At 50.9% G+C, this 25,157-nt stretch carries 22 protein-coding genes and 1 other annotated feature; of the genes, 16 read left to right on the top strand and 6 right to left on the bottom strand.

Annotated elements, in window-relative coordinates; genetic code table 11:
* Positions 1–66: 66 nt before the first annotated feature.
* Both JUF22_RS10345 and JUF22_RS10340 read left to right on the top strand, forming a co-directional pair.
* Positions 67–1,671: a glycerophosphodiester phosphodiesterase gene (locus tag JUF22_RS10345; RefSeq protein ID WP_236000765.1), complete on the top strand. Its 1,605-nt coding sequence runs from the start codon at positions 67–69 to the stop codon at positions 1,669–1,671.
* 417 nt (positions 1,672–2,088) lie between these two features.
* Complete coding sequence (locus tag JUF22_RS10340) at positions 2,089–2,949, top strand: helix-turn-helix transcriptional regulator (protein WP_203646126.1); 861 nt, start codon at positions 2,089–2,091, stop codon at positions 2,947–2,949.
* A 111-nt stretch (positions 2,950–3,060) separates the two neighbouring features.
* Here the strand turns inward: JUF22_RS10340 and JUF22_RS10335 are convergent, their stop codons facing one another.
* From JUF22_RS10335 to JUF22_RS10320, 4 genes are all read right to left on the bottom strand, one after another.
* Complete coding sequence (locus JUF22_RS10335; protein WP_125766025.1) at positions 3,061–3,540, bottom strand: universal stress protein; 480 nt, start codon at positions 3,538–3,540, stop codon at positions 3,061–3,063.
* A gap of 95 nt (positions 3,541–3,635) precedes the next feature.
* A complete protein-coding gene (locus JUF22_RS10330; protein WP_125766024.1) occupies positions 3,636–3,923 on the bottom strand; it encodes a hypothetical protein in 288 nt (95 codons plus the stop codon).
* 1,047 nt (positions 3,924–4,970) lie between these two features.
* A complete protein-coding gene (locus JUF22_RS10325; RefSeq protein ID WP_203646189.1) occupies positions 4,971–6,221 on the bottom strand; it encodes a replication-associated recombination protein A in 1,251 nt (416 codons plus the stop codon).
* Positions 6,222–6,264: 43 nt separating this feature from the next.
* Positions 6,265–6,720: a YueI family protein gene (locus JUF22_RS10320; protein WP_203646125.1), complete on the bottom strand. Its 456-nt coding sequence runs from the start codon at positions 6,718–6,720 to the stop codon at positions 6,265–6,267.
* Between the two features lie 75 nt (positions 6,721–6,795).
* On the opposite strand from JUF22_RS10320, the gene JUF22_RS10315 reads away from it, so the two are divergent.
* From JUF22_RS10315 to JUF22_RS10305, 3 genes are all read left to right on the top strand, one after another.
* Entirely contained in the window at positions 6,796–7,395 is a 600-nt protein-coding gene (locus JUF22_RS10315; protein WP_203646124.1) for a DUF1054 family protein, read from the top strand.
* Positions 7,396–7,479: 84 nt separating this feature from the next.
* A complete protein-coding gene (locus JUF22_RS10310; protein WP_203646123.1) occupies positions 7,480–8,526 on the top strand; it encodes an AI-2E family transporter in 1,047 nt (348 codons plus the stop codon).
* Positions 8,527–8,672: 146 nt separating this feature from the next.
* Complete coding sequence (locus tag JUF22_RS10305) at positions 8,673–9,095, top strand: hypothetical protein (RefSeq protein WP_203646122.1); 423 nt, start codon at positions 8,673–8,675, stop codon at positions 9,093–9,095.
* 62 nt (positions 9,096–9,157) lie between these two features.
* Here JUF22_RS10305 and rpsD read toward each other — a convergent pair whose 3' ends face one another.
* Entirely contained in the window at positions 9,158–9,763 is a 606-nt protein-coding gene (rpsD, locus tag JUF22_RS10300) for a 30S ribosomal protein S4 (RefSeq protein WP_203646121.1), read from the bottom strand.
* 198 nt (positions 9,764–9,961) lie between these two features.
* Positions 9,962–10,432 carry a free L-methionine (R)-S-oxide reductase MsrC gene (msrC, locus tag JUF22_RS10295; RefSeq protein WP_125766019.1) on the bottom strand — a complete coding sequence of 157 codons (471 nt, stop codon included), beginning with the start codon at positions 10,430–10,432 and terminating at the stop codon, positions 9,962–9,964.
* A 187-nt stretch (positions 10,433–10,619) separates the two neighbouring features.
* On the opposite strand from msrC, the gene ezrA reads away from it, so the two are divergent.
* From ezrA to JUF22_RS10240, 11 genes are all read left to right on the top strand, one after another.
* Entirely contained in the window at positions 10,620–12,356 is a 1,737-nt protein-coding gene (gene ezrA, locus JUF22_RS10290; protein WP_203646120.1) for a septation ring formation regulator EzrA, read from the top strand.
* Positions 12,357–12,532: 176 nt separating this feature from the next.
* Positions 12,533–13,678 carry a cysteine desulfurase family protein gene (locus JUF22_RS10285; protein ID WP_203646119.1) on the top strand — a complete coding sequence of 382 codons (1,146 nt, stop codon included), beginning with the start codon at positions 12,533–12,535 and terminating at the stop codon, positions 13,676–13,678.
* Between the two features lie 20 nt (positions 13,679–13,698).
* Entirely contained in the window at positions 13,699–14,916 is a 1,218-nt protein-coding gene (gene thiI / locus JUF22_RS10280) for a tRNA uracil 4-sulfurtransferase ThiI (protein WP_203646118.1), read from the top strand.
* Positions 14,917–15,489: 573 nt separating this feature from the next.
* A complete protein-coding gene (gene tpx / locus JUF22_RS10275; protein ID WP_203639291.1) occupies positions 15,490–15,999 on the top strand; it encodes a thiol peroxidase in 510 nt (169 codons plus the stop codon).
* A 23-nt stretch (positions 16,000–16,022) separates the two neighbouring features.
* Positions 16,023–16,236, top strand: a binding site (T-box leader).
* A 67-nt stretch (positions 16,237–16,303) separates the two neighbouring features.
* A complete protein-coding gene (locus JUF22_RS10270; protein ID WP_203646117.1) occupies positions 16,304–18,970 on the top strand; it encodes a valine--tRNA ligase in 2,667 nt (888 codons plus the stop codon).
* Positions 18,971–19,772: 802 nt separating this feature from the next.
* The gene (locus JUF22_RS10265; protein ID WP_203646116.1) at positions 19,773–21,089 is read left to right on the top strand and encodes a bifunctional folylpolyglutamate synthase/dihydrofolate synthase; all 1,317 of its coding nucleotides are present in this window, start codon (positions 19,773–19,775) and stop codon (positions 21,087–21,089) included.
* A gap of 43 nt (positions 21,090–21,132) precedes the next feature.
* Entirely contained in the window at positions 21,133–21,780 is a 648-nt protein-coding gene (locus JUF22_RS10260) for a JAB domain-containing protein (protein ID WP_203646115.1), read from the top strand.
* A gap of 206 nt (positions 21,781–21,986) precedes the next feature.
* Positions 21,987–22,991: a rod shape-determining protein gene (locus JUF22_RS10255; protein WP_203646114.1), complete on the top strand. Its 1,005-nt coding sequence runs from the start codon at positions 21,987–21,989 to the stop codon at positions 22,989–22,991.
* A gap of 83 nt (positions 22,992–23,074) precedes the next feature.
* Positions 23,075–23,926, top strand: a complete 852-nt coding sequence (gene mreC, locus JUF22_RS10250) for a rod shape-determining protein MreC (RefSeq protein ID WP_203639278.1) — start codon at positions 23,075–23,077, stop codon at positions 23,924–23,926.
* A 13-nt stretch (positions 23,927–23,939) separates the two neighbouring features.
* Complete coding sequence (gene mreD / locus JUF22_RS10245) at positions 23,940–24,467, top strand: rod shape-determining protein MreD (protein ID WP_203639276.1); 528 nt, start codon at positions 23,940–23,942, stop codon at positions 24,465–24,467.
* An 18-nt stretch (positions 24,468–24,485) separates the two neighbouring features.
* On the top strand, positions 24,486–25,157 hold the full coding sequence (locus JUF22_RS10240; RefSeq protein WP_125765781.1) for a septum site-determining protein MinC: 672 nt from the start codon (positions 24,486–24,488) through the stop codon (positions 25,155–25,157).

Genomic DNA, 25,157 nt, shown 5'->3' with positions numbered 1-25,157 from the left:
TACGAGAAAGTCGGCGGAGCGGAAACGTTCTGACCGGCTTTTTTTGATGGAAAGGGGTGGACCGGTGTGCGGTCTTGGCGAAATGAACTGAAACGGGCGTGGACAATTGGCATTCAGGGCCCGAACCTGGCGTTGGGGTGGGGACTCGCCGTTCTGCTGTTCACCGGGTTGCGGTTGCTGGGACAAGTGCCGGGGTGGAGCGTTGCCGGCATCGCCCTGATCTTACTGACGCTGATAGTGGGTGCCTGGCAATTAACGCAGCTGACCCTGACCCTAATTGGTCGCCGACCGGCCGCCTGGCAAAGCTGGCAACTGGTTTGGCGCAACAAGGGGACCTGGTTGTTCGTAGAACTGGGCCTGATCATCCTGACGTTGCCGTTTGGTCTCTGGGGCCTGAGCAGTCGCCTGCTGGTTCGCTTGCCAGTGCCCGCCATGTGGGTCAACGCTGTCGGATTACACCGGCGGCCGGTGGGTATCGTAGTCGCCATTATCTATGTGGTCGTGGCGGGGTATTGCCTCCTGTGGGGGCCACGCCATTTTCGCCGGTTGACGCCGCAGATCAGCCATCCCGGAACTTGGCGACAGATGGTGGGCGCACTATTGGTCACCGCGGGGTTGACGCTGGCCTGGCTGATTTGGGCAGAGTTGTTTGTCGGCTTAAATTGGTGGTGGGGCCCGCACCTAGGTGCCGGAAGTGCGCGTTTCCTCGCCTGGGGGTCGCTTGGCCTGATTTTATTGGGCTTGTTACTGGTCACCAGTTTGAGCATCATCACGTTGGTGTGGAGCTGGTGCGGGCAGCCGTCCGTTACCAGTTCCCGTAGTCCCCGGCGACAGCTTGGCGCGCTAGTGGGCGTGATCGTGTTTGCTGCGGCCTGCATCAGCACCCAAGCTATTTACCAAACGCCCCAATTTTCCCCAATGGCCCTGATCAGTCACCGGGGCGTGGATCATGGTCATGGGGTCCAGAACACGTTGGGGGCGCTACGCTATGTCAGCCGTCAGCATCCGACCTACGTGGAAATGGACCTGCACGAGGCCCGGGATCATCAGTGGGTGGTGCTTCACGATGAAAATTTAGCCACTCTCGCAGGCCGTAACGTGACGCCACACTCGTTGACCCTAGCTCAACTACAACGGCTGACAGTCCACGAAAATGGCTATCACGACCACTTGGTGAGTTGGTCGACCTACCTGAGGACGGCAGAACGCCTGCATCAGCCCTTGTTGGTGGAAATTAAGACGACCCCAGCGGATTCCCAGGGGATGGCGGCACGGTTTGCCCGAGAGTATGGCCCACGGCTGGCGGCGGATCACTCGGCGGTTCATTCACTGGATTACCGGGTGGTGACCCAGGTGAAGCGGACCACGCCACAGTTACGCGTCGGCTACATTACGCCGTTTAACTGGGTGGCGCCGTCGTCGATTCCGGCGGACTTTTACTCCTTTCAGCGGATCTCCGTCAGCCAACAATTTATTTTGGCGGCGCATCAATTGGGGGCGAAGGCCTACCTGTGGACGCCGGACTCCCGGAGCACCATGACGCGCATGTGGGCGTTGGGTGCCGATGGGCAAATCACCAATGAATTGTCCCGACTACGGGGCGTGTCCCAGCAGCGGCCCGCAGCGAATTGGTGGGCGGTCCTGCAGAACTTTGTATTCAGTTATTTGTAGCGGGTGGGGCTCGTTCTGGTTTAGTCAGGTGTCGTACACAAGCGTGAGCATTGAGCCGATTAATGACTATTACGCAAAAAGAGTTATGAATGAATAAACGAATGAAATGAACTAATTAGAGAATTATATCCGGCTAAAGTTGCCGTTTATAATTCTTTTTATATTAGAATGATAAAATGGCCTAGACAGATTAGAGTTCCTTAATAAACTGGCATATTTCTTGTATTCCGTGATAAATCCCTTATTATTAGTATTAATGATAAAGGAACCGGACTAGGCCATTATTTTTCCAGGGGAAGAGTTCTAGTGAACGAGCGTCGACGGCTAGAGCTCTCAGTCAACGCGATTCAAACGTAATGTTCGGCTTTATCAGAATTGGCAACTGACCAGCGTTACAGTACGTGAGGGAGAGAGCAGATGCGGTTATTAGGGAATAAAGTTAAGCAATATCGAAAACAAAAAAACATGTCACAGCAAGAACTGGCTGACGGGATCTGTACGCAGGCGACCGTAAGCTTGATGGAAAAGAAGAACAAGATTCCAAGCATTAAGATCATGTTGCAGGTTTGCCGCCGACTCAACGTTTCTTTAACGGACGTGTTGGCCGGAGTGGGCAGTAGCATGGACGAACAATTTGATGAAATCTCCTTGGCGATTCGGCGGAGCGACTATACCGCGGCGGCGGATTCCCTAGAAGAGATTGATATGAATGAGGTCGCCACGGCCTTTGATCGCGAACGGTACCATTACTACCGCGGCTTCATTGAACTCGGGGCACATGGCCGGCCAGACGAAGCGATTTTTCACTTCAACCTGTTACTGCACCGGTCTTACCAGATGCCTTGGGACCTGTACGCCATCGTGGGCAACGTGGGGATGGCCGCTGCGTACTTGAAGCGTGAGGAACTGGACAAGGCCCGTTACTACTTAGGTGAGGCCGTTAGCTACCTTGATGATTTCGAGTGGCACGATGAGATTGATTTCAAACGCCTGGTTTGGGCGCGTTATCAGATTGCCCAAATGTATTTGACGCTCCAACAGCCCCAATTGGTGGTTGAAAGTGTTGAGTCCGCCTTAGAGGCCGTGAAACGCCAAGCCTCGCTTTATCTGATCGATGTCTTGTACGAGGTTAAGGGACAGGCAGAACAAGCCCTGATGGCCAAGACGGCCGCCAAACGCAGTCTGATGATTGCCAAGACGTTGGCCCTGGTGACCCACAACATTCCGTTACAGGAACGGTTGGCACCGGCCGCAGGTTCATCCGTGTTCGCAGATTAAGTTCACATTTAGCAGACCAGCAATCGGAGAAATTTCGGTAGCCGGTCTTTTTTTGCGCAAAAAAAACACGCCGCTGATCAACAGCGACGTGAGGAATCATCAAAAATTAAATTAAGCTTCGGGGTGGGTAACCTTAGCTGGTTGGTTATTCAGGTCAGTCCGAACGACGATAACGTCGCAAACGGCGGTCCGAGTAACGTATTCGGTAACGGAACCAATCAAGAGGCGTTCAACGGCGTTTAAACCAGTTGCCCCAATCATGATCAAATCAGTGTCATTATCCCGAGGAACGTCCCGTGCGATAATGGTCTTAGGTGCCCCATACTCAATGGCGTAGTCGATGCTTTGCAGGCCATCAGCCTTCGCATCAGCCACGTACTTGTCCAGCGTCTTCTTTGCCGTTTCCGTGACTTGTTCAACCATGCTGGTATCGAAGCTGGAAATGTTTTGGAAAGCCCGCGTATCAACAACGTGAACGAGATGTAAATCAGCATCGTTACGCTTAGCCACAGCGACCGCTTTCTTGAAAGCTAATTCGGCTTCGTAGGAACCATCAACTGGGACTAAAATGTGCTTGTATTGTTGTAACATATTGTTCACCTCTCATTACTTTATACTCTTATCATACGTTATTTGCCGGCAAATAAAAAGCGAAATGGTGAAAAATCGTAGAAAAGTGTAACCGGTTACCCCTTGGGCAGCCAGTGGGCGAGGATGAGTTGCAGCGTAATCACCACGATGACCCCCACCAGTAAGACGCCGGAAATAAAAATGGTATTATTCATAATTGTGGCAACGGCGGAGACAATCCCAATCAACATCATCAGGATGCCACCGACGTTGAGAACCCGGCTGAGTGCTGGGGATGATTCGGGATGAAAAACTAGGAAAGCGCGGCTCCGGTGACTGTAAAAGTACCAGCCGATACCAAGGGCGAGCAGGGTGTAACAAATCATTAAAATCGTAATGGCCAAGAGATGGGTCCTCCTTAAAAATTCGGTTCTGTGTGACTAAGTATACCCGATTCAGCCTTTAAAATCATCACGGGTTTGTGGGGATTACTTTGGTTTTTTACCACGCCTTACCGGTCGGCGAAAATGTACCGGAACGCTGGGGAAGGACGCTCCAAGCCAAAGAGCGGTCTTGAAGCTCGCTTTGAACCACGAAAAACACGTGTTTCAAAGACGCCATTCTTCGAGAAATTCACTCGAAGAATCCCACGGCTGAGCACATTTTCGCCGACCTCACGGCTGATATTGTGAGCGCCGCAACCGTGAGGATTTTCTTCGGTGTAAGTTGGTTTCTCAACTGATGTTGCTGAATTTCCGGACTGATAGGGTGGTTACCACATTCGCGTGATGGGATAATGAAACCTTATGTCATGCGAGGGCATACTACATATTGCTGATTAACAGGGGTGATTATACATGCGTTCCGAGTAAAAGTCTGATGCGACTGTTTTTTGACGGTTACGACGCTCGTCTGGTCAGGTGCTGGGGCCCGTGTAACCGGAGGAGGTCAGTTACGCAGCTGCCTGTGTCGTTGGTGTTAGTCGGCGTTTTTTGAGCCGGCTTACAGCACGGGATGATCTTTGAGACACATGAACCTTGTGACTCAAAGGCAAGCCGGAGGACCGCCCCTCAGGTCGCAGGCGGTCCCCACAGGTGCGGAGTGGCTGACAGCCGCAGGTGGAACGGACCCCAGCACCTGACCTGGAACCGAACCAGTAGAAAAAGGTAAAAAGGGCAAAAGAAAAAGGCCATTCAAAGGAATGGCCTTCAAAGCAGAGCTTTGGATGATCTAAGTGGTGCCGTTAATTGTCTAGTCATGTTGACCCGCGATGACAATGCAGGGGGGAAAGCTAGCTAGAACGTCTGACTTCCAAGTGAAAAGGCATGTCATCTTTTCCAGCATTTTGCGATCCCGTTTATAGATTACTTGATCGGCAACTTGTAGTGAGACAACGCGTACACCTTAGAACCATCTGTATAGTAGCATATAAATATTAAAATTTCAATTAGTCACTGTCGGTTTGCTTGCAGAAGGCGCCGATATTGTTCGGCCAACTGACTTTCAAAACGGCCATTAGTCTTGGGGTGATAGTATTCAGCGTGCTTAAGGTCATCGGGTAAATATTGTTGTTTGACCCAGTCACCCGGAAAGTCATGGGGGAACTGGTAAGCATTGCCGTGACCTAATTTTTTCGCGCCGCTGTAATGTGCATCCTTCAATCGGTCGGGGACCGCGCCGTTGTGACCGTTCATCACATCGGCCAGGGCGGCATCCACGGCCGCAATCCCGGAATTGGATTTTGGTGACAGACAGAGCTCAATCACCGCGTCGGCAAGGGGGATGCGCCCCTCTGGCAGGCCTAATTGTTGGGCGGCTTGAACGGCTTGAACCGTGCGCGCGGCGGCTGGCAAATTAGCCATGCCAATGTCTTCGTAGGCAATGACCATCAGGCGCCGACAGATAGACGGGAGGTCACCGGCAGCCACCAGTTGGGCCAAGTAGTGAAGGGCGGCGTCGGTATCACTGCCCCGAATGGATTTTTGAAAGGCAGAAATAACGTCGTAGTGGGCGTCACCATTTTTATCGCCGACCAGGGCCTTGCGTTGAAAACAGGCCTCGGCCACTTCAAGTGTCACGTGAATCTCGCCATCGTCGGCTGGGGGTGTCGATTGGGCGGCCAGTTCGAGACCGTTCAACGCGCTCCGCAGGTCACCATTGGTGGCACCGGCCATGAAGTTCAGGGCCTCGTCGTCAACGTTCAAGTTGAGCTTACCGAGTCCGCGGACCTCGTCGGCCATGGCCCGGTACAGCGCCGTCTTGATGTCGTCCAGCGATAGGGGATGGACCTCGAAAATTTGTGTCCGGCTCCGAATGGCCGGGTTGATGTTGATGTAGGGATTTTCGGTGGTCGCCCCGATTAAAATGATGCGGCCGCTCTCCAGGTGTGGCAACAGGAAATCCTGCTTGGTCTTATCCAGTCGGTGGATTTCGTCCAGGAGTAGGATGACGGTGCCGCTCATCTTGGCTTCCTCGGCCACGATTTGGAGGTCCTTTTTGGAATCGGTGGCCGCGTTTAATTTGCGAAAGGCATACTTCGTCGACCCGGCAATCGCGCTGGCGATGCTGGTCTTCCCGGTGCCCGGCGGCCCGTATAGAATCATAGAGGATAGTAGTTTAGCCGCGACCATGCGGGCAATAATTTTGCCGGGACCGACTAAGTCCTGTTGGCCCACGACGTCCTCGAGGCGTTGGGGCCGCATGCGGTAGGCTAAGGGTTGTTGTGCCAAAAACGAGACTCCTTTCTTAGTGGCCGAGTAGTTTATCGAACCAATTTTTCTTAGGTGCAGAAGTTGAATCGGTTGGTGTTTTGGTCGGATACTTTTTAGCAAGGCTGATTGGATTTTGATTGATGGCCTCGTCGCTGGCCACTACTAGGCCAAGGTCCGTATCGTTGACGCCATAGATGGTGTCCTGTTTGATCGTAAATTTGAGGTTGTGTTGACTCGCCAGCTTGAGGTAGGGCGCGAGGTCGGTCTGGTTAATGTGACCATTAAAAATAACCTGGTAGTCCGGGTGCGCAGAAATTTCCGTGATGAACGCATCCAGGCTTTGCCGGTCGGTGACTTCAGCAATCGTCATGGCCAGTGAGACCCGCTCACGGAAGGTGCCCAGGTAATGGCGTTGCTCGTCAGGATTGATTTTCGGTGTCCCGTAGACAGAATTTTGTAAATGTTGTTCCATTTGACTCTTCTCAGCCATTGGTTTCCCTCTTTTCAAGTTAGTCCCATAAGTATACCATGGAATAGAAAAGACGTTTAGGAAGGGGGCTTCAGCATGTATCAGGACCAAGATTTTCACGTGTGGGATGACCAAACGTTACCCGGACGATTGGGCAAGATTCGCGCGCAGATCGACCCGAAGTTTACGGCGACGGTGGCGGACCTCGCGCCCGTTTTCGCTGAACTGGCCGTGCCCATCTACGATCACATCTCGTTACATCGCCGGCGGTCTAAGAATCCACCGCCAGACACCTGGGTAGCATTTAGCACGTCCAAGCGGGGGTACAAAATGTTGCCGCACATTGAGGTGGGGTTCTGGGATGACCGGTTCTTCATCTGGCTGACCGTGTTGCAGGAGGCCAAGAATCGTCAGGCCTTACTGAGTAGTCTCAAGGAGGACACCGTGATGCAATTGCCCGCTGGTTTTGAATGCGGTGGGGACCACACGGATAAGAATTGTGGGCAGCCGTTGACGCGGGAGACTTATCAAGAACTGATGCGGATGCAACCGCAGAAACATGCGGAGTGGCAGGTTGGTCGCAACTTCTTGCGTGGCAGTGACTTCTTCACGGGGACGCCCGCGCAACAGGTTCAGACGATTCAGGATACGGTGCGCGCACTGTTGCCACTGTATGATCAATTGATTCGGATTTAGTTTAGCGGTAAGCTCAAAATAATCGGAGCTTACCAGGGGATGCGCCAGTTCGCGGCATGGCCCAAGCTTGAAGGGGGAGTTTTTGTGGTAGCGTTTCTAAAACGGGTGTGGCAGAACCCGCTGACGATGATGTACATCGCGTTAATCTTGCTGATCTTTATTGCGTGGCAGGCGCACGCCTTTTTGTCACTAGCCTTGTTTACGGTGATCTTCATTTATCTGGGGAATGCCGCAATCGTGGGTATCGAGCGACACCTGCATTTGCATCACTTGTGGGCGACACTGCTGGTTTACGTGTTATTCCTGGGGATTTTGGTGGCGGCCTTTTCACAGATTATTCCGCCGCTGGTGTCGGAGGCCTCGAACCTACCGAACACGATTGATAAATTAATTGATACATATCCCCAGCTGCAGAGTGAGGTAACCAGGCTGATCAAGAACCTGTCGCAAAATGCGTCGGTCATCAGCAATGGGAAAAACTTACTAACCAGTGGGATGGGGCAGTTGTCTCGCTTCAGTTCAGGCGTTGAGACGATTCTGTTGGCGTTCTTCTTCGGGTTTATCTTTAACCTGACGAAATTTCAGCTGCAGACCTTCGTCCACGCCTTTACCAAGAGTCGCTTCGCCAGTCTATTCGTGCCGATGGGCCAGTTGATTTTAAAATTCGTGAATATTTTCGGCACGGTATTGGAAACGCAACTGGTTATTTGTACCATCAACACGATTCTGATGGTCTTGGGTTTGTGGATCATTGGCATGCCCAGCTTACTGATTTTAGGGATCATGGTCTTCTTCCTGGGACTGATTCCGGTTGCCGGGGTGCTGATTTCCCTGATTCCACTGACCATCGTAGCCTTCCTGACTGGTGGGCTGATTTGCGTCGTCGAGGTCTTAGTGCTGGTCATCTTGATTCACATGTTTGAATCCTACTTCCTGCATCCCCGGTTAATGGCCAACGCCACGAACCTGCCGATCTTCGTCACGTTCATTGCCTTGATTGTCAGTGAACAACTCTTTGGCGCCTGGGGTCTGATCGTCGGGGTGCCGCTGGTAGCGTTCTTCCTGGACGTGTTCGACGTGCAGTTGAAGCCGAAACGGGTGACGTCGGTAGATGATGCTGAGAAATCATAAGTTGAAATGATTATAAAATTCATATAAGCGATAACCAGATTTTTAATTGAAAAATCTGGTTATCGCTTTTTGATTATCTTTGAAAAATATCATTTCAACACGGTGTTACCAGCAGTATACTTAACCCATAACAGGATGGAGGAAAGATGATGAAAATTGCTAAGATGGTCATTGCATTAACTATCCCATTGCTAGGGGTGGGACTAACCGTGCCAACAACGGTTAATGCATCTGCTTGGAAAAAGGGGACGCCCAAAGCGGTTCGGGGAGACTGGTATAACAAGGGCGTTCAAAATAAGCATGTCAATATCGGATGGACTGGTTTTTCTGCTACTAAGCATGATTTTAGCGTTGGACATATGGGAATGCCAGTTGTGGTGGTTTATCATCCATTTTACAAGCATACGAAGAACTCTTACTTTTTAAAGGGGTACGCAAAGAAGAATGGCTTGTGGTTAGGCGGAAATGTTATGTACAAACTGGTCAAAAAGGGTCATCATTTTCAGCTCAAAGGAATTAAAGGGATATTCGATGATGTGCCAGTCTACAGGCAGTCAGCTCACAAATAAATTTTCAAAATAAAAAGGCCCCGCCAAAGGCGAGACCTTTTTTAAACCAGTCAGAATTAATCTTAACGGTTGTAGTATTCAACGATAAGAGATTCGTCAAGTTCTGCATCTAATTCTTCACGTTGAGGGAAGCGGGTAAGGGAACCTTCCAGCTTGTCAGCGTCGAATTCGACGTATTGTGGACGACCAACAACGGCTTCAACAGCGCCCTTGATGATAGTCATGTCCTTAGACTTGTCACGAACGGAGATGATTTGGCCAACTTCGACTTCGTATGAAGGGATGTCAACGCGCTTACCATCAACGGTGATGTGACCATGGTTAACCAATTGACGAGCTTGACGACGAGTCGTAGCCAAACCTAAACGGTAAACCATGTTGTCCAGACGACGTTCGAGCAAGATTAAGAAGTTCGTACCATGGGTACCTTCAGAGATCTTGCCGGCACGCTTGAACAAGTTGTAGAATTGACGTTCAGTCATGCCGTAAGTGAACCGGAGCTTTTGCTTTTCACGCAATTGCGTACCGTATTCAGAAAGCTTCTTTTGACGTCCTTGACCATGATCACCAGGTGCGTAAGGACGACGGTTTAATTCTTTACCAGTGCCGGAAAGGGATACCCCTAAACGACGAGAAAGGCGCCAGCTTGGGCCAGTGTAACGAGACATAGATAGTTCCTCCAATAAAATATTATTTGGAGTAAAATAAGCTGTATATAAGTTTAGTATTCGTGCAGGTTGCTTTGCAGGTTTCACCGTATGCAGCCGCAGGTTACTTCCTGAACCAATGTAACGGCAACAATCTGTTGACGAGCTTACCACTTATCGCTGCATTATTTTACACAACGAGCAGTATAACCTGAAGGACTATGCTTTGTCAACGTGTTTCAACAGAACCCGGGCGAATTCTTCCAAAACGGCCTGATCTGCCGCGCTGAACCGGTCGATGCTCGGGGAGTCGATGTCCATGACGCCCAGCTTCGTGCCATCGGCCAACGTTAAGGGAACGACGACCTCGGCATTACTGGCAGAGTCACAGGCAATGTGGCCAGCAAATTTGTGGACATCGGCAACTCGTTGGACTTCCTGGGTCGCTAACGCGGTGCCACACACGCCGTGGTTATTTTCAATGTGAACGCAGGCGACGTTGCCCTGAAAGGGGCCGAGAATCAAATCGTCCGTGGCCGCCTGATACAGGTAAAACCCGGCCCAGTTCACGTCCGTCAAGGTTTGCTTAAGGAGCGCAGCGGCATTGGATAGGTTGGCGACGAGGTTCGTTTCCTCATATAACAAAGCGTCAAGTTGTTCGGTGATTAATGGATTAATTGCATCACTCATAGAAAGGCCTCCAAAGTTTAATGAATAAAATGTTCGAATATAGGGAAAACGTTAAGGGAATCGTGAAAACGTAGTGAAGCCTAGGCGTGACTTATGCTATAATCGAAATTAGATTAAATTGTAAAATGAACCGAGTTATTTTGCAACTCGTTAAATGATGAAATGCTGATGAAGGATGGGGTCAATTATGGTAGGTGTGTTGATTGGAATCGTGATACTTGCGATTGTCGTCTACGTGGGTGTGCTGGTTTACCAGCAGCGTATTCGCAAACAAGTTGTTGCGTTAACCACAAAAAAGGCGTCGATGGTGGCAATTCCCTTGGCGGATGAACTGAAGCTGGTTGGGCAATTAAGCCTGACGGGCCAGTCTTTGGAGCAGTTCCAGCAACTACAAGCGGATTATCAGGACATCACTGAGAACCGCTTCAAGCGCATTGACCAGGAATTGACCCAATTACTGAAGGACTCCCGCGGGGTGAACCTGGTACAACTGCGTCAGCGTCTGACCAAAATCACGTTGCTGGTTAACCAGACTGACGAGTTGGTGCAAGACGTTCAAGCCAAACTGGCCAGCTTACAAGAAGTTGATAAGCAACACCGTGAAGCCGTCCGCGACTTGGAAAAGAAGTACCAAGACCTGCGGAAAACGTTGTTGGCTAAAAACTTTGCGTTTGGCCCCAGCATTGATGGCTTAGAGGAACGCTTAGGCCAACTTGAGGGCAACTTTGATACGTTTACCCGCTTGACCCAAGAAGGGGACCACGAGCGGGCTGCGGACGTGTTGACCCAACTGCAAGATGATACGACCAACCTGGAAGACTTGATTGCGGCCATTCCGCCATTATATAAGGATCTGACCGTGGTTTACCCGGATCAAATCAAAGAATTAACCGGTGGGTTCCAACAGCTGAGCAACGAACACTATCAATTTGGTGATCAAGATGTTCCCGGCTTGATTCATGACGCTGAAGAACATATCAAAGATAATTTAAATACATTAAATGATTTGCGGCCCGAGGATGCGAAGGTCGTCAATGACCGGATTGCCAAACAGATTGATCAGATTTACGATCTGATGCAAACGGAAATGGACGCCAAGGACCCGGTTGAAACGAATCTGGACCGCGTTGCCAAGTTCATTGCCCACGCGCAAAACCAAAGCCACTCCCTGTTAAATGAGTTGGATCGGTTGAGCCAGAACTATACGTTGGACCACCAGGAGCTGGAAACGGCCCGGGAGTTGAATGAACAGTTACGCGGCATCGATGGCATTTACCAACAAGATGTTCAGGCGTTGACCGGTAAGACGGCCACGTTCTCCCAGGTGCTGGAACACCAGAACCAACAGGAAAAAGAACTCAAGCAGATTGAAGAGCAACAAGCAGACATTTTGAAGAGTGTGGCCGGGTTGGCCGACGAAGAGCGACAGGCTCGCGACACCTTACAACAGTTTGACTTCAACCTCCACAGTTTGCGGCGGCAGGTCGAGAACCTGAACCTGCCCGGCATTCCCCAAGCCTACTTGGATTATTTCTTTGTAGTGCGGGATGAAGTGGCCCAACTGGCGACCGATATGGATCAGCCCCAGATTGATATGGAGCGGATTACCAAGCAGTTATTGATCATCCAAACGGACCTGGACACGCTCCAGGAAAAGACGGATGATTTGATTGACAGCTCACAATTAGCCGAACAACTGTTACAGTATGCCAACCGTTACCAGACCAGCCACGACAACGTGGCCGAGGCTAGCCAAAAGGCGGAGAACTTATTTGAAAAGAAGTTCGAATACGCTCAGGCCCTGGAAACGATTGCGACGGTCTTGAACGAAGTTGAACCCGGGTCATACAAGCGGTTAGAAGACGCCTACTACGACCGTAAGGGAACGGCCAAGCCCAAACGGCGGCTCGAAGAAAGCAATTAAAACATGGAAGCCTCACTCGGACCCCATCCGGTGAGGCTTCTTTTTTGGGTCAAAGTGAAACCCCTTTCAACGAAATGCCCAGGGGGCAAAGGCTTGTGGTTCGTTGGATTTGTGTTTATAATGAGAAAGAATTTCTATCGGAGTCGAACCAATAGAAGAAGATAAGAGGGTTCAGCATGATTTATTTTGATAACAGTGCAACCACCAAGGCAGCGCCCGAAGTGGTTGATACTTACGCGAAGGTCAGCCAGAATTACTGGGGGAACCCATCAAGTTTGCACAAATTTGGTGAACAGGCATTTAACCTGTTAGAACAATCCCGCCAGCAAATCGCTGACCTGGTTGGTGCCAAGCTGAGTGAAATTCTCTTCACCAGTGGGGGTACCGAAGGCGACAACTGGGCCATCAAGGGTACCGCGATGGCTAAGAAGGAATTTGGCAACCACTTGATCACCACCGAAGTGGAACATCCAGCCGTGCACAATTCCATGGAACAATTGAAGCAGGAAGGCTTTGAAGTCACTTACCTGCCCGTTGATGAAAATGGCCGGGTGTCCGCTGCGGACTTACGGGCCGCTATCAAGCCCACCACGATTCTGGTGTCCACGATGGCCGTCAACAATGAAATTGGGGCCATCCAACCCCTCGATGAGATTGCCGATGTCCTGCGGGACTTCCCACGGATTCACTGGCATATCGATGCGGTTCAGGGGATTGGTAAGGGCTTAGCCGACAAGATCTTTAACGACCGGGTCGACTTTGTGACGTTCTCAGGCCACAAGTTCCATGCGCCTCGTGGTATTGGGTTCATGTACAAACGCCAAGGCCGGACCATTACGCCATTGATGGCCGGTGGGGGTCAGGAACGGAATCTGCGTTCCGGGACCGAAAACTTGCCAGCCATTGCCGCCATGGCCAAGGCTTTACGGCTGTTACTGACCGACGAATCCGCTAAGGTCAAGCGTCAACGTGAGATTCGGTTGGCCATCTTACACCACGTCGAGAGCTTCCCGAACGTGACGATTTTCTCTAAGGATTTGCCCGTCTTCGCACCCCACATTCTGTGCTTTGCGATTGCCGGTGTCCGGGGTGAAACCATCGTGCATGCCTTTGAGGAGCACGACATCTACATTTCCACGACCAGTGCTTGCTCTTCTAAGAAGCACGTCGAATCCAGCACGCTGCAGGCCATGAAGGTCGACGATGGGATTGCCACCAGCGCCGTGCGGATTTCATTAGACGAACACAACACCATGGCGGAAGCCGAAAAATTTAACCAAGTCTTTGATGAACTGTACACGCAGTTTGCCAAGTTAAGCTAAATCACGAAAGGGGTCGCGCAATGGAATACAGCGAAATTATGGTCCGTTACGGCGAGCTGTCAACGAAAGGGAAGAACAAGAAAGACTTTATCAAACAGCTGGGGCAAAACGTCCGCAAGGCGCTCAGCACGTTTGACAGTCTGGAAATTCGGGCCCAACACGACCGTTTGCACGTTACCTTAAACGGGGCGGATTCAGAAGCCGTTATGAACCGGCTGAAGGGTGTTTTCGGGATTGAAAACTTCTCGCCTTCGGTCAAGGTTGATAAGGATATTGACGAAATTAAAGCCACGGCGATTGCCATGGTCAAAGAAGTCTTCAAGCCAGGCATGACCTTTAAGATCAATACTCGGCGGCAAGACAAAGAATTTGAATATGATACCTACCAAATGAACGGGATTCTCGGGGATGCCGTCCTTGAAGGCGTTCCTGGACTGACCGTGCAAATGAAGCATCCCGACCTGGAATTACGGGTCGAAGTGCGAATGAACGGGGTCTTCCTGTCCGGTGAAACGATTCATGGTGCCGGCGGGTTGCCCGTTGGGACCGGTGGTAAGGCCGTCATGATGCTTTCTGGTGGGATCGACTCACCCGTTGCGTCTTACTACGCCCTCCGTCGTGGGGTCAAGATTGATATGGTGCACTTCTTCAGTCCGCCATACACCTCTGAACAGGCTTTGGCCAAGGCCAAGGAACTGACGGCACGGTTGGCCGGTTACTCTGGGGGAATTCAATTCATCCAGGTGCCATTTACCAAGATCCAAGAGACCATCAAGGAAAAGGTGCCTGAGGGTTACCTGATGACGGTCCAACGTCGCCTGATGTTGCGGCTGACGGCAGCGATTGCGGAGAAGCGGCACGCCAAGGGAATCTTTAACGGGGAGTCTCTGGGCCAAGTGGCTTCACAAACGTTGGAAAGTATGGCGGCCATCAATGATGTGACGTCCATGCCAATCTTGCGGCCATTGCTGTCCATGGACAAGACGGAAATCATTAAGGTTGCCGAAGATATCGACACCTATGACCTGTCCATCTTGCCATACGAAGACTGCTGTACCATCTTCACGCCACCAGCACCCAAGACGCATCCCGACTTGGAAAAGTCCCGGAAGTACGAAGGGTACATTGACGTAGAAGGCTTGATGCAGGAAGCACTCGACGGGATTACCGTAACGGAGATCCGTCCAGGGGACAACTACCTGAACCAAAACGAAGATGTCTTCGCAGAATTACTTTAATCAGAATTTGAGAGGGGCTGTGCTAGTTGGCATGGCTCTTTTTTGATGTGCTCTGAGTACAGTCTTAGGGCGTTTTAGATTAGAACGCAACAGTGTTAGTGACACCCATAAATATAATTAACTTTATATTATGTTTATAGACGAAATTACTTTGAGATAAGCCGTTAGCATGGTAAGCTGAACGAGTAATCTAAAGAAAATTTTGGAGGAGTCGACGGTGAACCACCAGACGGCAAAAATGGCTTATTAATCTAACACTATCTTTGATTTTACTGGTCGCTATTTTTATGGTGAAAGGAAATTACGGCCTGTTCTGGGCAATCGTCTTACTGGTCTACGTGGTTCAGTGGGGACTGTTCAAGTGGCTCAGCAAGCGTTAGCGAATCACGGCTAACCATGGATTTTTTGCTCTTGCCACGGCAACGATATTCCCGGTTCGGTATAGGTTAAAACGCAATTTTGTCTTTTTCGTGATTTTAACTCAAATCGCTTGTCAGGACCCCCTATGTTGCGTGATAATTGAAGCAATCAATCGGCGTTAGGCCGATAAACAACTTGAAGGGGTTGATCTGCGTGGAAGTCACACGACTCGGCGATACATTCTCACTGTCTGGCACCTTGCCAGCAGTCGGGGATCAGTTACCAAAGTTTAAGGTATTCGATCAAGACAATAACAAAGTTAAGACGGCTAATTTAGTTGGGAAAGTTACTTTGATCAGCGTTGTGCCTGACCTGGATACACCGGTATGCACGATTCAGACGCGGAAGTTTACCCAGCAAGCGGATCACTATCCAGATGCCCGGTTTGCCACGATTTCAAATAACTCAATCGCGGAACAGACCGGCTGGTGTGCCGCTCAGGGCGTTGAGAACGTTGATTTGTTGTCTGACGAAGAATTGTCGTTTGGCTACGAAATGGGTCTGTACGTTCCGAACCTGGGGAACCTGGCACGGTCCATCTGGATCATCGACGACGCCGGCAAGATTGTTTACCGTCAAATCGTCAAGGAACAAACGGAAGAGCCAGATTACCTGGCTGCCATCGATGCGCTGGAGAAATTAGTCTCACGTGTTGACCTTTAGGTTAAAATTGCGTAGAATATGTGAAAGTAGCGTTGAACAAGTCAGTAGCGTTAGAACATTCTCGTAGAGAGCCGGAATTGCTGGAAACCGGTGGATGACGAAACGTGAACGTAGCTTGCGAGCTGCCGGGCTGAACCAACAGTAAGCCCGGACCGGAGCACTCTCCGTTAACAAAGAAGTTAAGTGGGGCATAAACGCCCAATTTAGGTGGTACCGCGAAGAATCTTCGTCCTAATTTTTTAGGACGGAGATTTTTTTGTCCCGTCAAACGTTAACTTCGCTAGAAAGAAAGGAATTGATTTAAATGGCTGACAAGCAAATTGATATGCCAACCAAGTATGATCCAACCGCCGTTGAAGCGGGTCGGTACCAAACTTGGCTTGATGAAGATGTTTTCAAACCCAGTGGTGATAAGAAAGCCACGCCTTATTCCATTGTTTTACCGCCACCAAATGTTACCGGGAAGCTGCATTTAGGCCACGCCTGGGACACGACTTTACAAGACATGATCATTCGGCAAAAGCGGATGCAGGGTTTTGATACACTCTGGATTCCGGGGATGGACCATGCCGGTATCGCCACGCAAGCCAAGGTGGAAGCCCGCTTACGTGAACAAGGCATTACCCGTTACGACTTAGGTCGGGAAAAATTTGTCGACAAGGTTTGGGAATGGAAGGACGAATACGCCGCAACCATCCACAAGCAATGGGCCAAGATGGGGCTGTCCATGGACTACTCCCGTGAACGGTTTACCTTGGATGATGGCTTATCTGACGCCGTTAAGAAGGTCTTCGTTACTCTCTACAAGAAGGGCCTGATCTACCGGGGCGAATACATCATCAACTGGGATCCCCAAGCCCGGACTGCGTTATCTGATATCGAAGTGATTCATCAAGATGACAAGGGTGCGTTCTACCACGTGAAATACCCATTTGCCGACCCCGACTACACGTTTAACGGCAAGCATTACATTGAAATTGCTACGACCCGTCCTGAAACCATGATGGGCGATACCGCCGTTGCCGTTAACCCCGACGACGACCGGTACAAGGACTTAGTGGGCAAGAAGGTTATCTTGCCATTAGCTAACCGTGAAATTCCCATCATCGCTGACCAATACGTTGATATCAACTTTGGGACTGGGATGGTTAAGATTACCCCAGCTCATGATCCAAATGACTTCTTAGTGGGTAACCGTCACAACCTCGAACGGATCAACACCATGAACGAAGATGCTTCGATGAACGACCGCGCCGGCAAGTACGCTGGGATGGACCGTTTCGACGCTCGTAAGGCCATGGTTGCGGACTTAGATGACCAAGGCTTAATGATCAAAATTGACCCAATCGTCCATTCCGTTGGGCATTCAGAACGGACTGGGGTTCAAGTCGAAGCCCGGCTGTCTACCCAATGGTTCGTGAAGATGAAGCCACTTGCCGAAGCCGCTATCAAGAACCAAGAGGGCGACAACGCGGTTGATTTCGTGCCAGAACGGTTCGAACACACCTTCACCCAATGGATGGAAAACGTCCACGACTGGGTTATCTCCCGTCAACTCTGGTGGGGTCACCGGATTCCAGCCTGGTACAACAAGAAGACTGGTGAAGTCTACGTTGATGAAGAAGCCCCTAAGGATATTGAAAACTGGGAACAAGACCCCGACGTCTTAGATACCTGGTTCTCCAGTGCCCTGTGGCCATTCTCCACGATGGGTTGGCCAAACGAAGACAGCGCTGATTTCAAACGCTACTTCCCAACCGACACCTTGGTGACCGGTTACGACATCATCTTCTTCTGGGTTTCCCGGATGATCTTCCAAAGTCTTGAATTTACCGGTAAGAAGCCGTTCAAGCACGTGCTCTTACACGGGTTGATTCGGGCCGAAGACGGTCGCAAGATGAGTAAGTCCCTGGGTAACGGGATCGATCCAATGGACGTTATCGACAAGTACGGTGCCGATGCCCTGCGGTGGTTCCTGTCTACCGGTTCAACGGCCGGCCAAGATGTCCGGTTCAGTTACGACAAGATGGACGCCGCCTGGAACTTTATCAACAAGATCTGGAACGCCAGCCGATTTGTGATCATGAACTTGGGCGAGAACACCAAGCCCGTTGTGCCAGCCGCTGACAAGTGGGACCTGACCGACAAGTGGATCTTAAGCCGCTTGAACGATACGGTTAAGCACGTTACGGAAATGTTCGACAAGTTTGAATTCGGTGAAGCTGGGCGTTCACTCTACAACTTCATCTGGAACGACTTCTGTGACTGGTATATCGAAATGAGTAAGGAAGTCCTGACCGGCGACGATGACGCTGCCAAGGCCAACAAGCAAGACATGCTGGCTTACGTCTTAGACCAAACCTTACGTCTGCTGCAACCAATCATGCCATTCGTGACGGAAGCCATCTGGCAAGCCATGCCACATGACGGTCAATCCCTGGTCACGGCGGCTTACCCAGTCGACCACCCAGAATTTGACAACGCCACGGCAGAAAACGACATGACGAGCCTGATCGACTTGATCAAGGCTGTCCGGAACATCCGGGCCGAAGCCAACGCGCCAATGTCCACGCCAATCGACTTGCAGATCAAGACCAGCGATACCCAATTACAAAGTGTCTTTGAAAACAACCGTGACTACATTGACCGGTTCGTTCACCCAAAGGGCTTTGAAATGGGCGCTGACGTGACCGCACCAAAGCTGGCCATGACCTCCGTAATCTCGGGTGCCGAAGTTTCTGTCCCACTGGCCGAATTGGTCGACCTGAACGACGAAGCTAAGCGCCTGGACAAGGAAGTTGCCAAGTACACGGCCGAAGTTGACCGGGCAACCAAGAAGTTAGGCAACGAACGTTTCGTGGCTAACGCGCCAGAAGACGTGGTTAACGCTGAACGGGAAAAGCAAGCGGATAACGAGAAAAAGTTAGCCGCCACCAAGCAACGCCTCGCCGACATCAAGGCCCAAATCTAGATTGGTCTTTGCTGGTCGCCTTACCGGTCCGCAGAAATGGGCCGGAACGCTGGGGGCAGGACGTCTTAAGCCGAAGAGCGGTCTTAAGACTCGCTTTGAGCCACCAAAAAAGTGTCTCAAAGTCGCCATTTTCTAAGGAAACCACTTAGAAAATCCCCCGGCTGAGCCCATTTCTGCGGACCTCACGGCTGACACTGGCATAGGCCCATCTAGGTTGTTCCTGGTATCGACTGACTGTTCTGGGGTTCTTGTATTCAGAGCGGTTCTTAAATCACTAAAATTTCCGGCATCAACGACTCTTCGTGAGTAGTTGGTGCCGGTTTTTGTTTTCTGTAAAATTGATTAAGTACGGTGAACTAACTTACCGTGTTGTCTGGTGAAGGGACTAGGTGTTTTGCAGGCGAACCAGCGCGGATGCTGACTAAAAGTCATGAGTTTATATTTTATGTGACGAACATTTCGTGTGTATTTGTGATGTGAGAGGTGAGTTTTTAAAGCTGGAAGGGGCGAAAAAACAGTGAATGGATAAATTGCTGTGTAAGCCGTGAGGGTGGCAAAAATGGACTCAGCCGTGGGAATTCTCTTAACGGCGTAGGCGTTTAGAGAATTGGTGTCTTTGAGACTCGAACTTGGAGGCTCAAAGCAAGTCCGAAGACCGCTCTTTGGCTTCGGGCGTCCGCCCACAGCGTCACGGTCCATTTTTGCCACCCGGTAAGGCGACTACTCAGACAATTTACCGTTCACACCCCGGGGAAATCTGCTACACTGGGAGGCAATGACTACTACTCGGGAGGTTTTTAACTTGATTGAAACGTACGCCGAAGCACTACAATTTATTCACGGCCGGGACCGCTTCAAAAAGAAGCCCACGTTGGACCGGATGCGTGAGTTCATGGCGTTGCTGGGGAACCCGCAGGACCAACTGACCATGATTCATGTGGCCGGCACCAATGGCAAGGGCTCCACCGTGGCCTTTTTGCGGGACCTGTTCATGGCGGAGGGCAACACGGTTGGGACCTTTACCTCGCCATTTATCACGCGCTTTAATGAGCGTATCAGTGTCGACGGCGAGCCCATCAGTGATGCCGACCTGTTGGCCGACGTTCAACGCATCGAACCGGTGGTGGCGCAGTTGGACGCGGAGCTAGGGGCCGAGGGACCTACTGAATTTGAAATTGATACGGCTCTGATGTTCAGTTACTTTGCCAGTCATCCGGTGGACATCGTTGTCGTTGAAGTTGGCCTGGGCGGCTTGTACGACTCGACCAACATTATCACGCCGGTCGTCTCGGTGATCACCACGATTGGGATGGATCACATGAAAATTTTGGGTGACACGATTCCTAAAATTGCGGCACAAAAGGCGGGCATCATTAAGCCCGACGTTCCCGTGGTCGTAGGTCGGTTGACGCCGGATGCCTTAGCGGTCATGGACGATACGGCCACGGCCAACCACACGCAAGTCTGCGCGCTGGACCGGGATTACAAGGTGAAGAATCAACCAGAGGACGAGTGGGGCGAACGCTTTGCCTATGCTTGGGGTGACCGACGTTGGCGGCATCTCCAGATTGATTTGCTAGGCCCGTATCAAATTGATAACGCGGCGACGGCTTTGACGGCCTTCATCACGTATCATCTGGTCAAGAAGCAACGGGTCAACATTGCTGAGATTCGGCAGGGGCTGGCGCACACGGCTTGGCCCGGCCGGTTCGAACGGTTGAATACCGAACCGTTGATTGCGATTGATGGGGCCCACAACGAGCCCGCCATGGTCGAAATGACCCAACTGTTGCGCCAACATTTTAAGCAGCACGACGTTTACATTATCCTGGCGGTCTTAGCCGATAAGCAGTACGACCAGATGGTTCAAACGTTGCTCAAGGTCCGCAACGTCCACATCGTTGTGACGCAATTCCAGGGACCTGGGAAGCGGGCTGCCGCGACGCCACAGGCCTTGGAGGATGCGGTGACTTCCAAGCGGGTGACCATGGCACCGGATTGGCCGACCGCGTTGAAGACGGTGCTGGGGACCATTTCAGCCGATGACTTAGTCTTATTAACGGGATCGTTATACTTTATTTCCGAGGTTCGCCAATATTTTAAAGGAACCGACGAATAATTCGCCTTCTTTTACGGAGTTAACCCGTAGAGGGGTGAAACGCATGCAACGACCAAAATTATCGACACGTAATGAACGTCAGTTATTGAACCAAGTGTTAAAGAGTCTTGGCTTACCGGCCGCCGCGGAATGTGATCGGTTCTTTCACTATTTCCATAGCATTGCGGATGTCCGCTACGCCAGTCACCGGCAATGTCGGGCCTACGTGGGGAACCGCCCTCAGCGACGAAGCCTGTTAACGGCCATCGAGCTGGGAAGGTGGGTCCAACGCGCCCCACGCCCCATTTTAGGGGAGGTCCTGGCCAGTAGCCAGTTGGGCCAGAGCCTGATGGATGATCTGCGTTATTTGCCACAGGAACAGCTCGAGGTCCTGGCTTTGGATGCCAAGCACCAGATTATTGCCCGCCAGACGGTCTTTCAGGGCACGCTAGATAGCTGTCCGGCCCATCCCCGGGAAATCTTCCGGGTGGCGGTACTCAATGGCGCCGCGGCCATCGTGGTGGCCCATAACCATCCCAGTGGCCTGCCGGAGCCCTCCCACAACGATTTGGCCTTCATGATGCGCCTGGCAGAGTGCGGCCAGCTCATGGGGATTCCGCTGCTGGATGGCTTTGTGATCGGCGTGCACAGCTATTTTAGTCTGCGGGAAACGGGGCATTTGCCACTCGAGACGACGGCGGTCTCCGGATAAGTGGTTGCCAGGAAAAGCGGGTAAAGTGGCCCCAACCATTAAAAACTGTTTAAAATCACTTTTAGCTATTTCTTTCTCGTTAAAAGTTCGGTATTCTTGACATTGACGACGTGTTCTCACGCTGATAGGTATGTTATAATACGTCTATCAATGTATAAAAATAAAAATCAATTAAAGTTTTGTTGACAATGAAGGGATGAAACACAGTGTTCGGATTAGGAACGAAAAATATTGGGATCGATCTTGGTACCGCCAATACAATTGTCTACGTTGACGGTAAGGGTATCGTTCTACGCGAACCTTCCGTTGTCGCCAAGAACACAAAGTCTGGGGAAATTGTGTCCGTTGGTGAAGACGCACGCGCAATGATTGGTCGGACGCCGGCTAGTATTGTTGCCATTCGGCCCATGAAAGACGGCGTGATTGCCGACTACGATACAACTGTTGCCATGATGAAATACTTCATCGAAAAGACGGTTGGTAAGTCTAGTGGTAAGCCATATGTCATGGTTTGTGTACCAAGTGGTGTGACTGAAGTTGAAAAGCGGGCAGTGATCGACGCGACCCGGGTTGCCGGTGCGCGCGATGCCTACGTAATTGAAGAACCATTTGCTGCTGCCATTGGTGCCGGTTTGCCCGTTATGGACCCAACCGGTAGCATGGTCGTTGACATGGGTGGTGGGACCACCGACGTTGCCACCATTTCCTTAGGTGGGATCGTGTCCAGCCGTTCAATCCGGGTTGCCGGTGACAAGTTGGACGATGCGATTGCAACTTACGTTCGGAGTAACTTCAACCTGTTGATTGGTGAACGGACGGCTGAAAAGCTGAAGATGGACATTGGTTCCGCTTCCGTGGAAGAAGCCAGCAAGATCGACGGCGCCACGATTCGGGGCCGCGATTTAGTCACTGGTTTGCCTAAAGCAGTGGAAGTTTCCGCTGTTGATGTGGCCAAAGCCATCCAAGAACCCGTTCAAGACGTCATTACGGCTATCAAGGAAACCTTGGAAGAAACGTCACCAGAAATCGCTGCCGATGTGATTGATCACGGTATCGTGTTGACTGGTGGGGGTGCCTTACTGAAGAACCTTTCAGAAGTCATCGCCGACGCAACCAAGGTGCCGGTTTCCATTGCAAACGACCCATTAGATTGTGTGGCCGCTGGTACTGGTGAATCATTAAAGAGTATCGATGTCATGAAGAAAAAATAGGGACTAGCGGGAAGGCAGCTTCCCGCTTCTTTATTGTGACGGTACGGGCCAACTAAACCCGACCCACAAGATGGAGGTCAAACATGCAGAAATTTTCTCTCAATCGGCGACTCGTCATTATCATTGTCTGCGTGATTGTTAGCTTTGCTTTGATGACGGTGTCCGTGGCAGTTCGTAACAAGAAAGCAACGCCACCCCTAGTTCAACAGTTTGGTAACGACATTGTCGGCTTGGTCGACCGCGTCGTTGCGATTCCAACGAACGGGTTGAGCGGCTCCGTGAGCTCCATTTCCGAGCTACTGAATACGTATCAAGAAAACCAACAGTTAAAAAAGCAGGTCAGTGAACTCGCCCAAACCAAGGTGCGTGATCAGACTTTGGCTAAAGAAAATAAACAACTGAAAAAAGAAATTAGTTTAAACAGTTCATTAACGGACTACACGGCCGTGACGGCTTCCGTCATTACCCGGACGCCTTCGTCATGGCAGAACCAAGTCGTGATCAACAAGGGCGCTTCGGCTGGTGTCACGAAGAACATGCCTGTGATGTCCGGTTCCGGTTTAATCGGTCGGGTGGCCGAGGTCAACAAGACCAACTCGAAAGTTGAACTGATTACGGATAACAATGACACGGCTAACCGGTTCGCTGTGCAAATCAGCACGAAGTCCGGCAAGACGGTCAACGGTGTCCTGAGTGGCTACAATGCCAACACGGGTCAGGTAACCATGAACAACATCACCACCAAAGCTAAGATCACTAAGGGCGACAAGGTCGTCACGAGTGGTCTAGGTGGCGTGACGCCTAAGGGCTTGTATGTTGGGACGGTTGCGAAGGCCAGTGGGGATGACTACGGTCTGTCTACCAAGCTGTACATTACGCCAGCAACGGACTTAAGCGACCTGAATATCGTGACCGTTGCCGTAACCAAGCAGTAAGGGGGAACCAATCGTGTATCGCTTATCGAAATTACGTTTTGGCTTTCCTGTCTTCCTGTTCTTGGCTTTATTTCTAGACGGGGCAGTGAGCCAAGTCTTTAGTGTTCAAATGTTTCGTTACCCAACGACCATGATCAGCCATTTGGTGGTGCTCTGGTTAGTTTGCGGGGTCATCTTTGAAGCCGATGGGGCTTTTGATATGCCACTCGCGCGTTGGGCAGCGGTCGCCGGCGCAGTCTTCGATCTTTATTACACGGGAATTTTTGGCGTTTACGTCTTCATCTTTCCGTTAGTGATTTACGTGACCCGGCAGTTGGTGGCGTGGATCAGTCCGAACTTTTTAAGTGGGTTACTGATTTATTTCATCGATATTGCTGTGGTTGAAGGATTGGGGTACTTGGCGAGTCGCGCCGTTCACCTCAATGATGCCGCTGGGAGCGCGTTTCTAGTGAACACGCTGGGACCAACATTGGCTTTTAATCTGGCCATGTTTGTCATTTTATATTTCCCCATTCGTTGGGTGTATAATTGGTTAAAATAGGTGAAGGGAACGAACGCTATGCAGGCTGCCGTACTACGCGGAACGCAAAACGGCTATGATTTGGTCCTCAAGCAATCAGCGAGTCTGGACCAAATCTTGGTTGACTTAAAAACATTGTTAGAAAATCTCAAGGTGGATCCTCAAGCTTTGGAAAGTTCCAAGGTTTCTTTGGACGTCCTGACTGAGGACCGGATTTTGACGGCGGATGAGAAGAGTCGCATCGAGCAGATGGTGGCCCAGTATCCGCGCTTTGAAATCCACAAGATTGCTGCGAACGTCATGACGATTGCCGATGCAATCCAATTGCGTGAGCGGGAGAACGTTCACCTGTTAAGTAAAGTGATTCGTAACGGGCAGGAGGTCGCCATGAAAGGGGACGTCCTGTTCTTGGGGACGATTCACGAGGGTGGTAAGCTCCGGACAACGGGCAACATCTTTTCCATGGGGGATGTCGCTGGAATTCTTCAAGCGGGGTATCCCGATGACGAATCTAAGCTGATTATGGGAAATCTTCAGACCGCGCAACAGGTCCGGATTGCTGAGCAGTTTGATATTGTTGAGTCAGATGAATTGACCGACTCACGGCAAACGATTGCCTACGTCAATGACCTTCACGTCTTGTCGTACGGAAAGCTCGGGCAATTGAAGAAGATTAATCCGAAGTTGTATAACCAGATTGGAGGAATTTAG

The sequence above is a fragment of the Levilactobacillus lanxiensis genome (assembly GCF_016861655.1).
Lineage (GTDB): Bacteria > Bacillota > Bacilli > Lactobacillales > Lactobacillaceae > Levilactobacillus > Levilactobacillus lanxiensis.
This window is presented reverse-complemented; position numbering and strand designations above follow the sequence as displayed.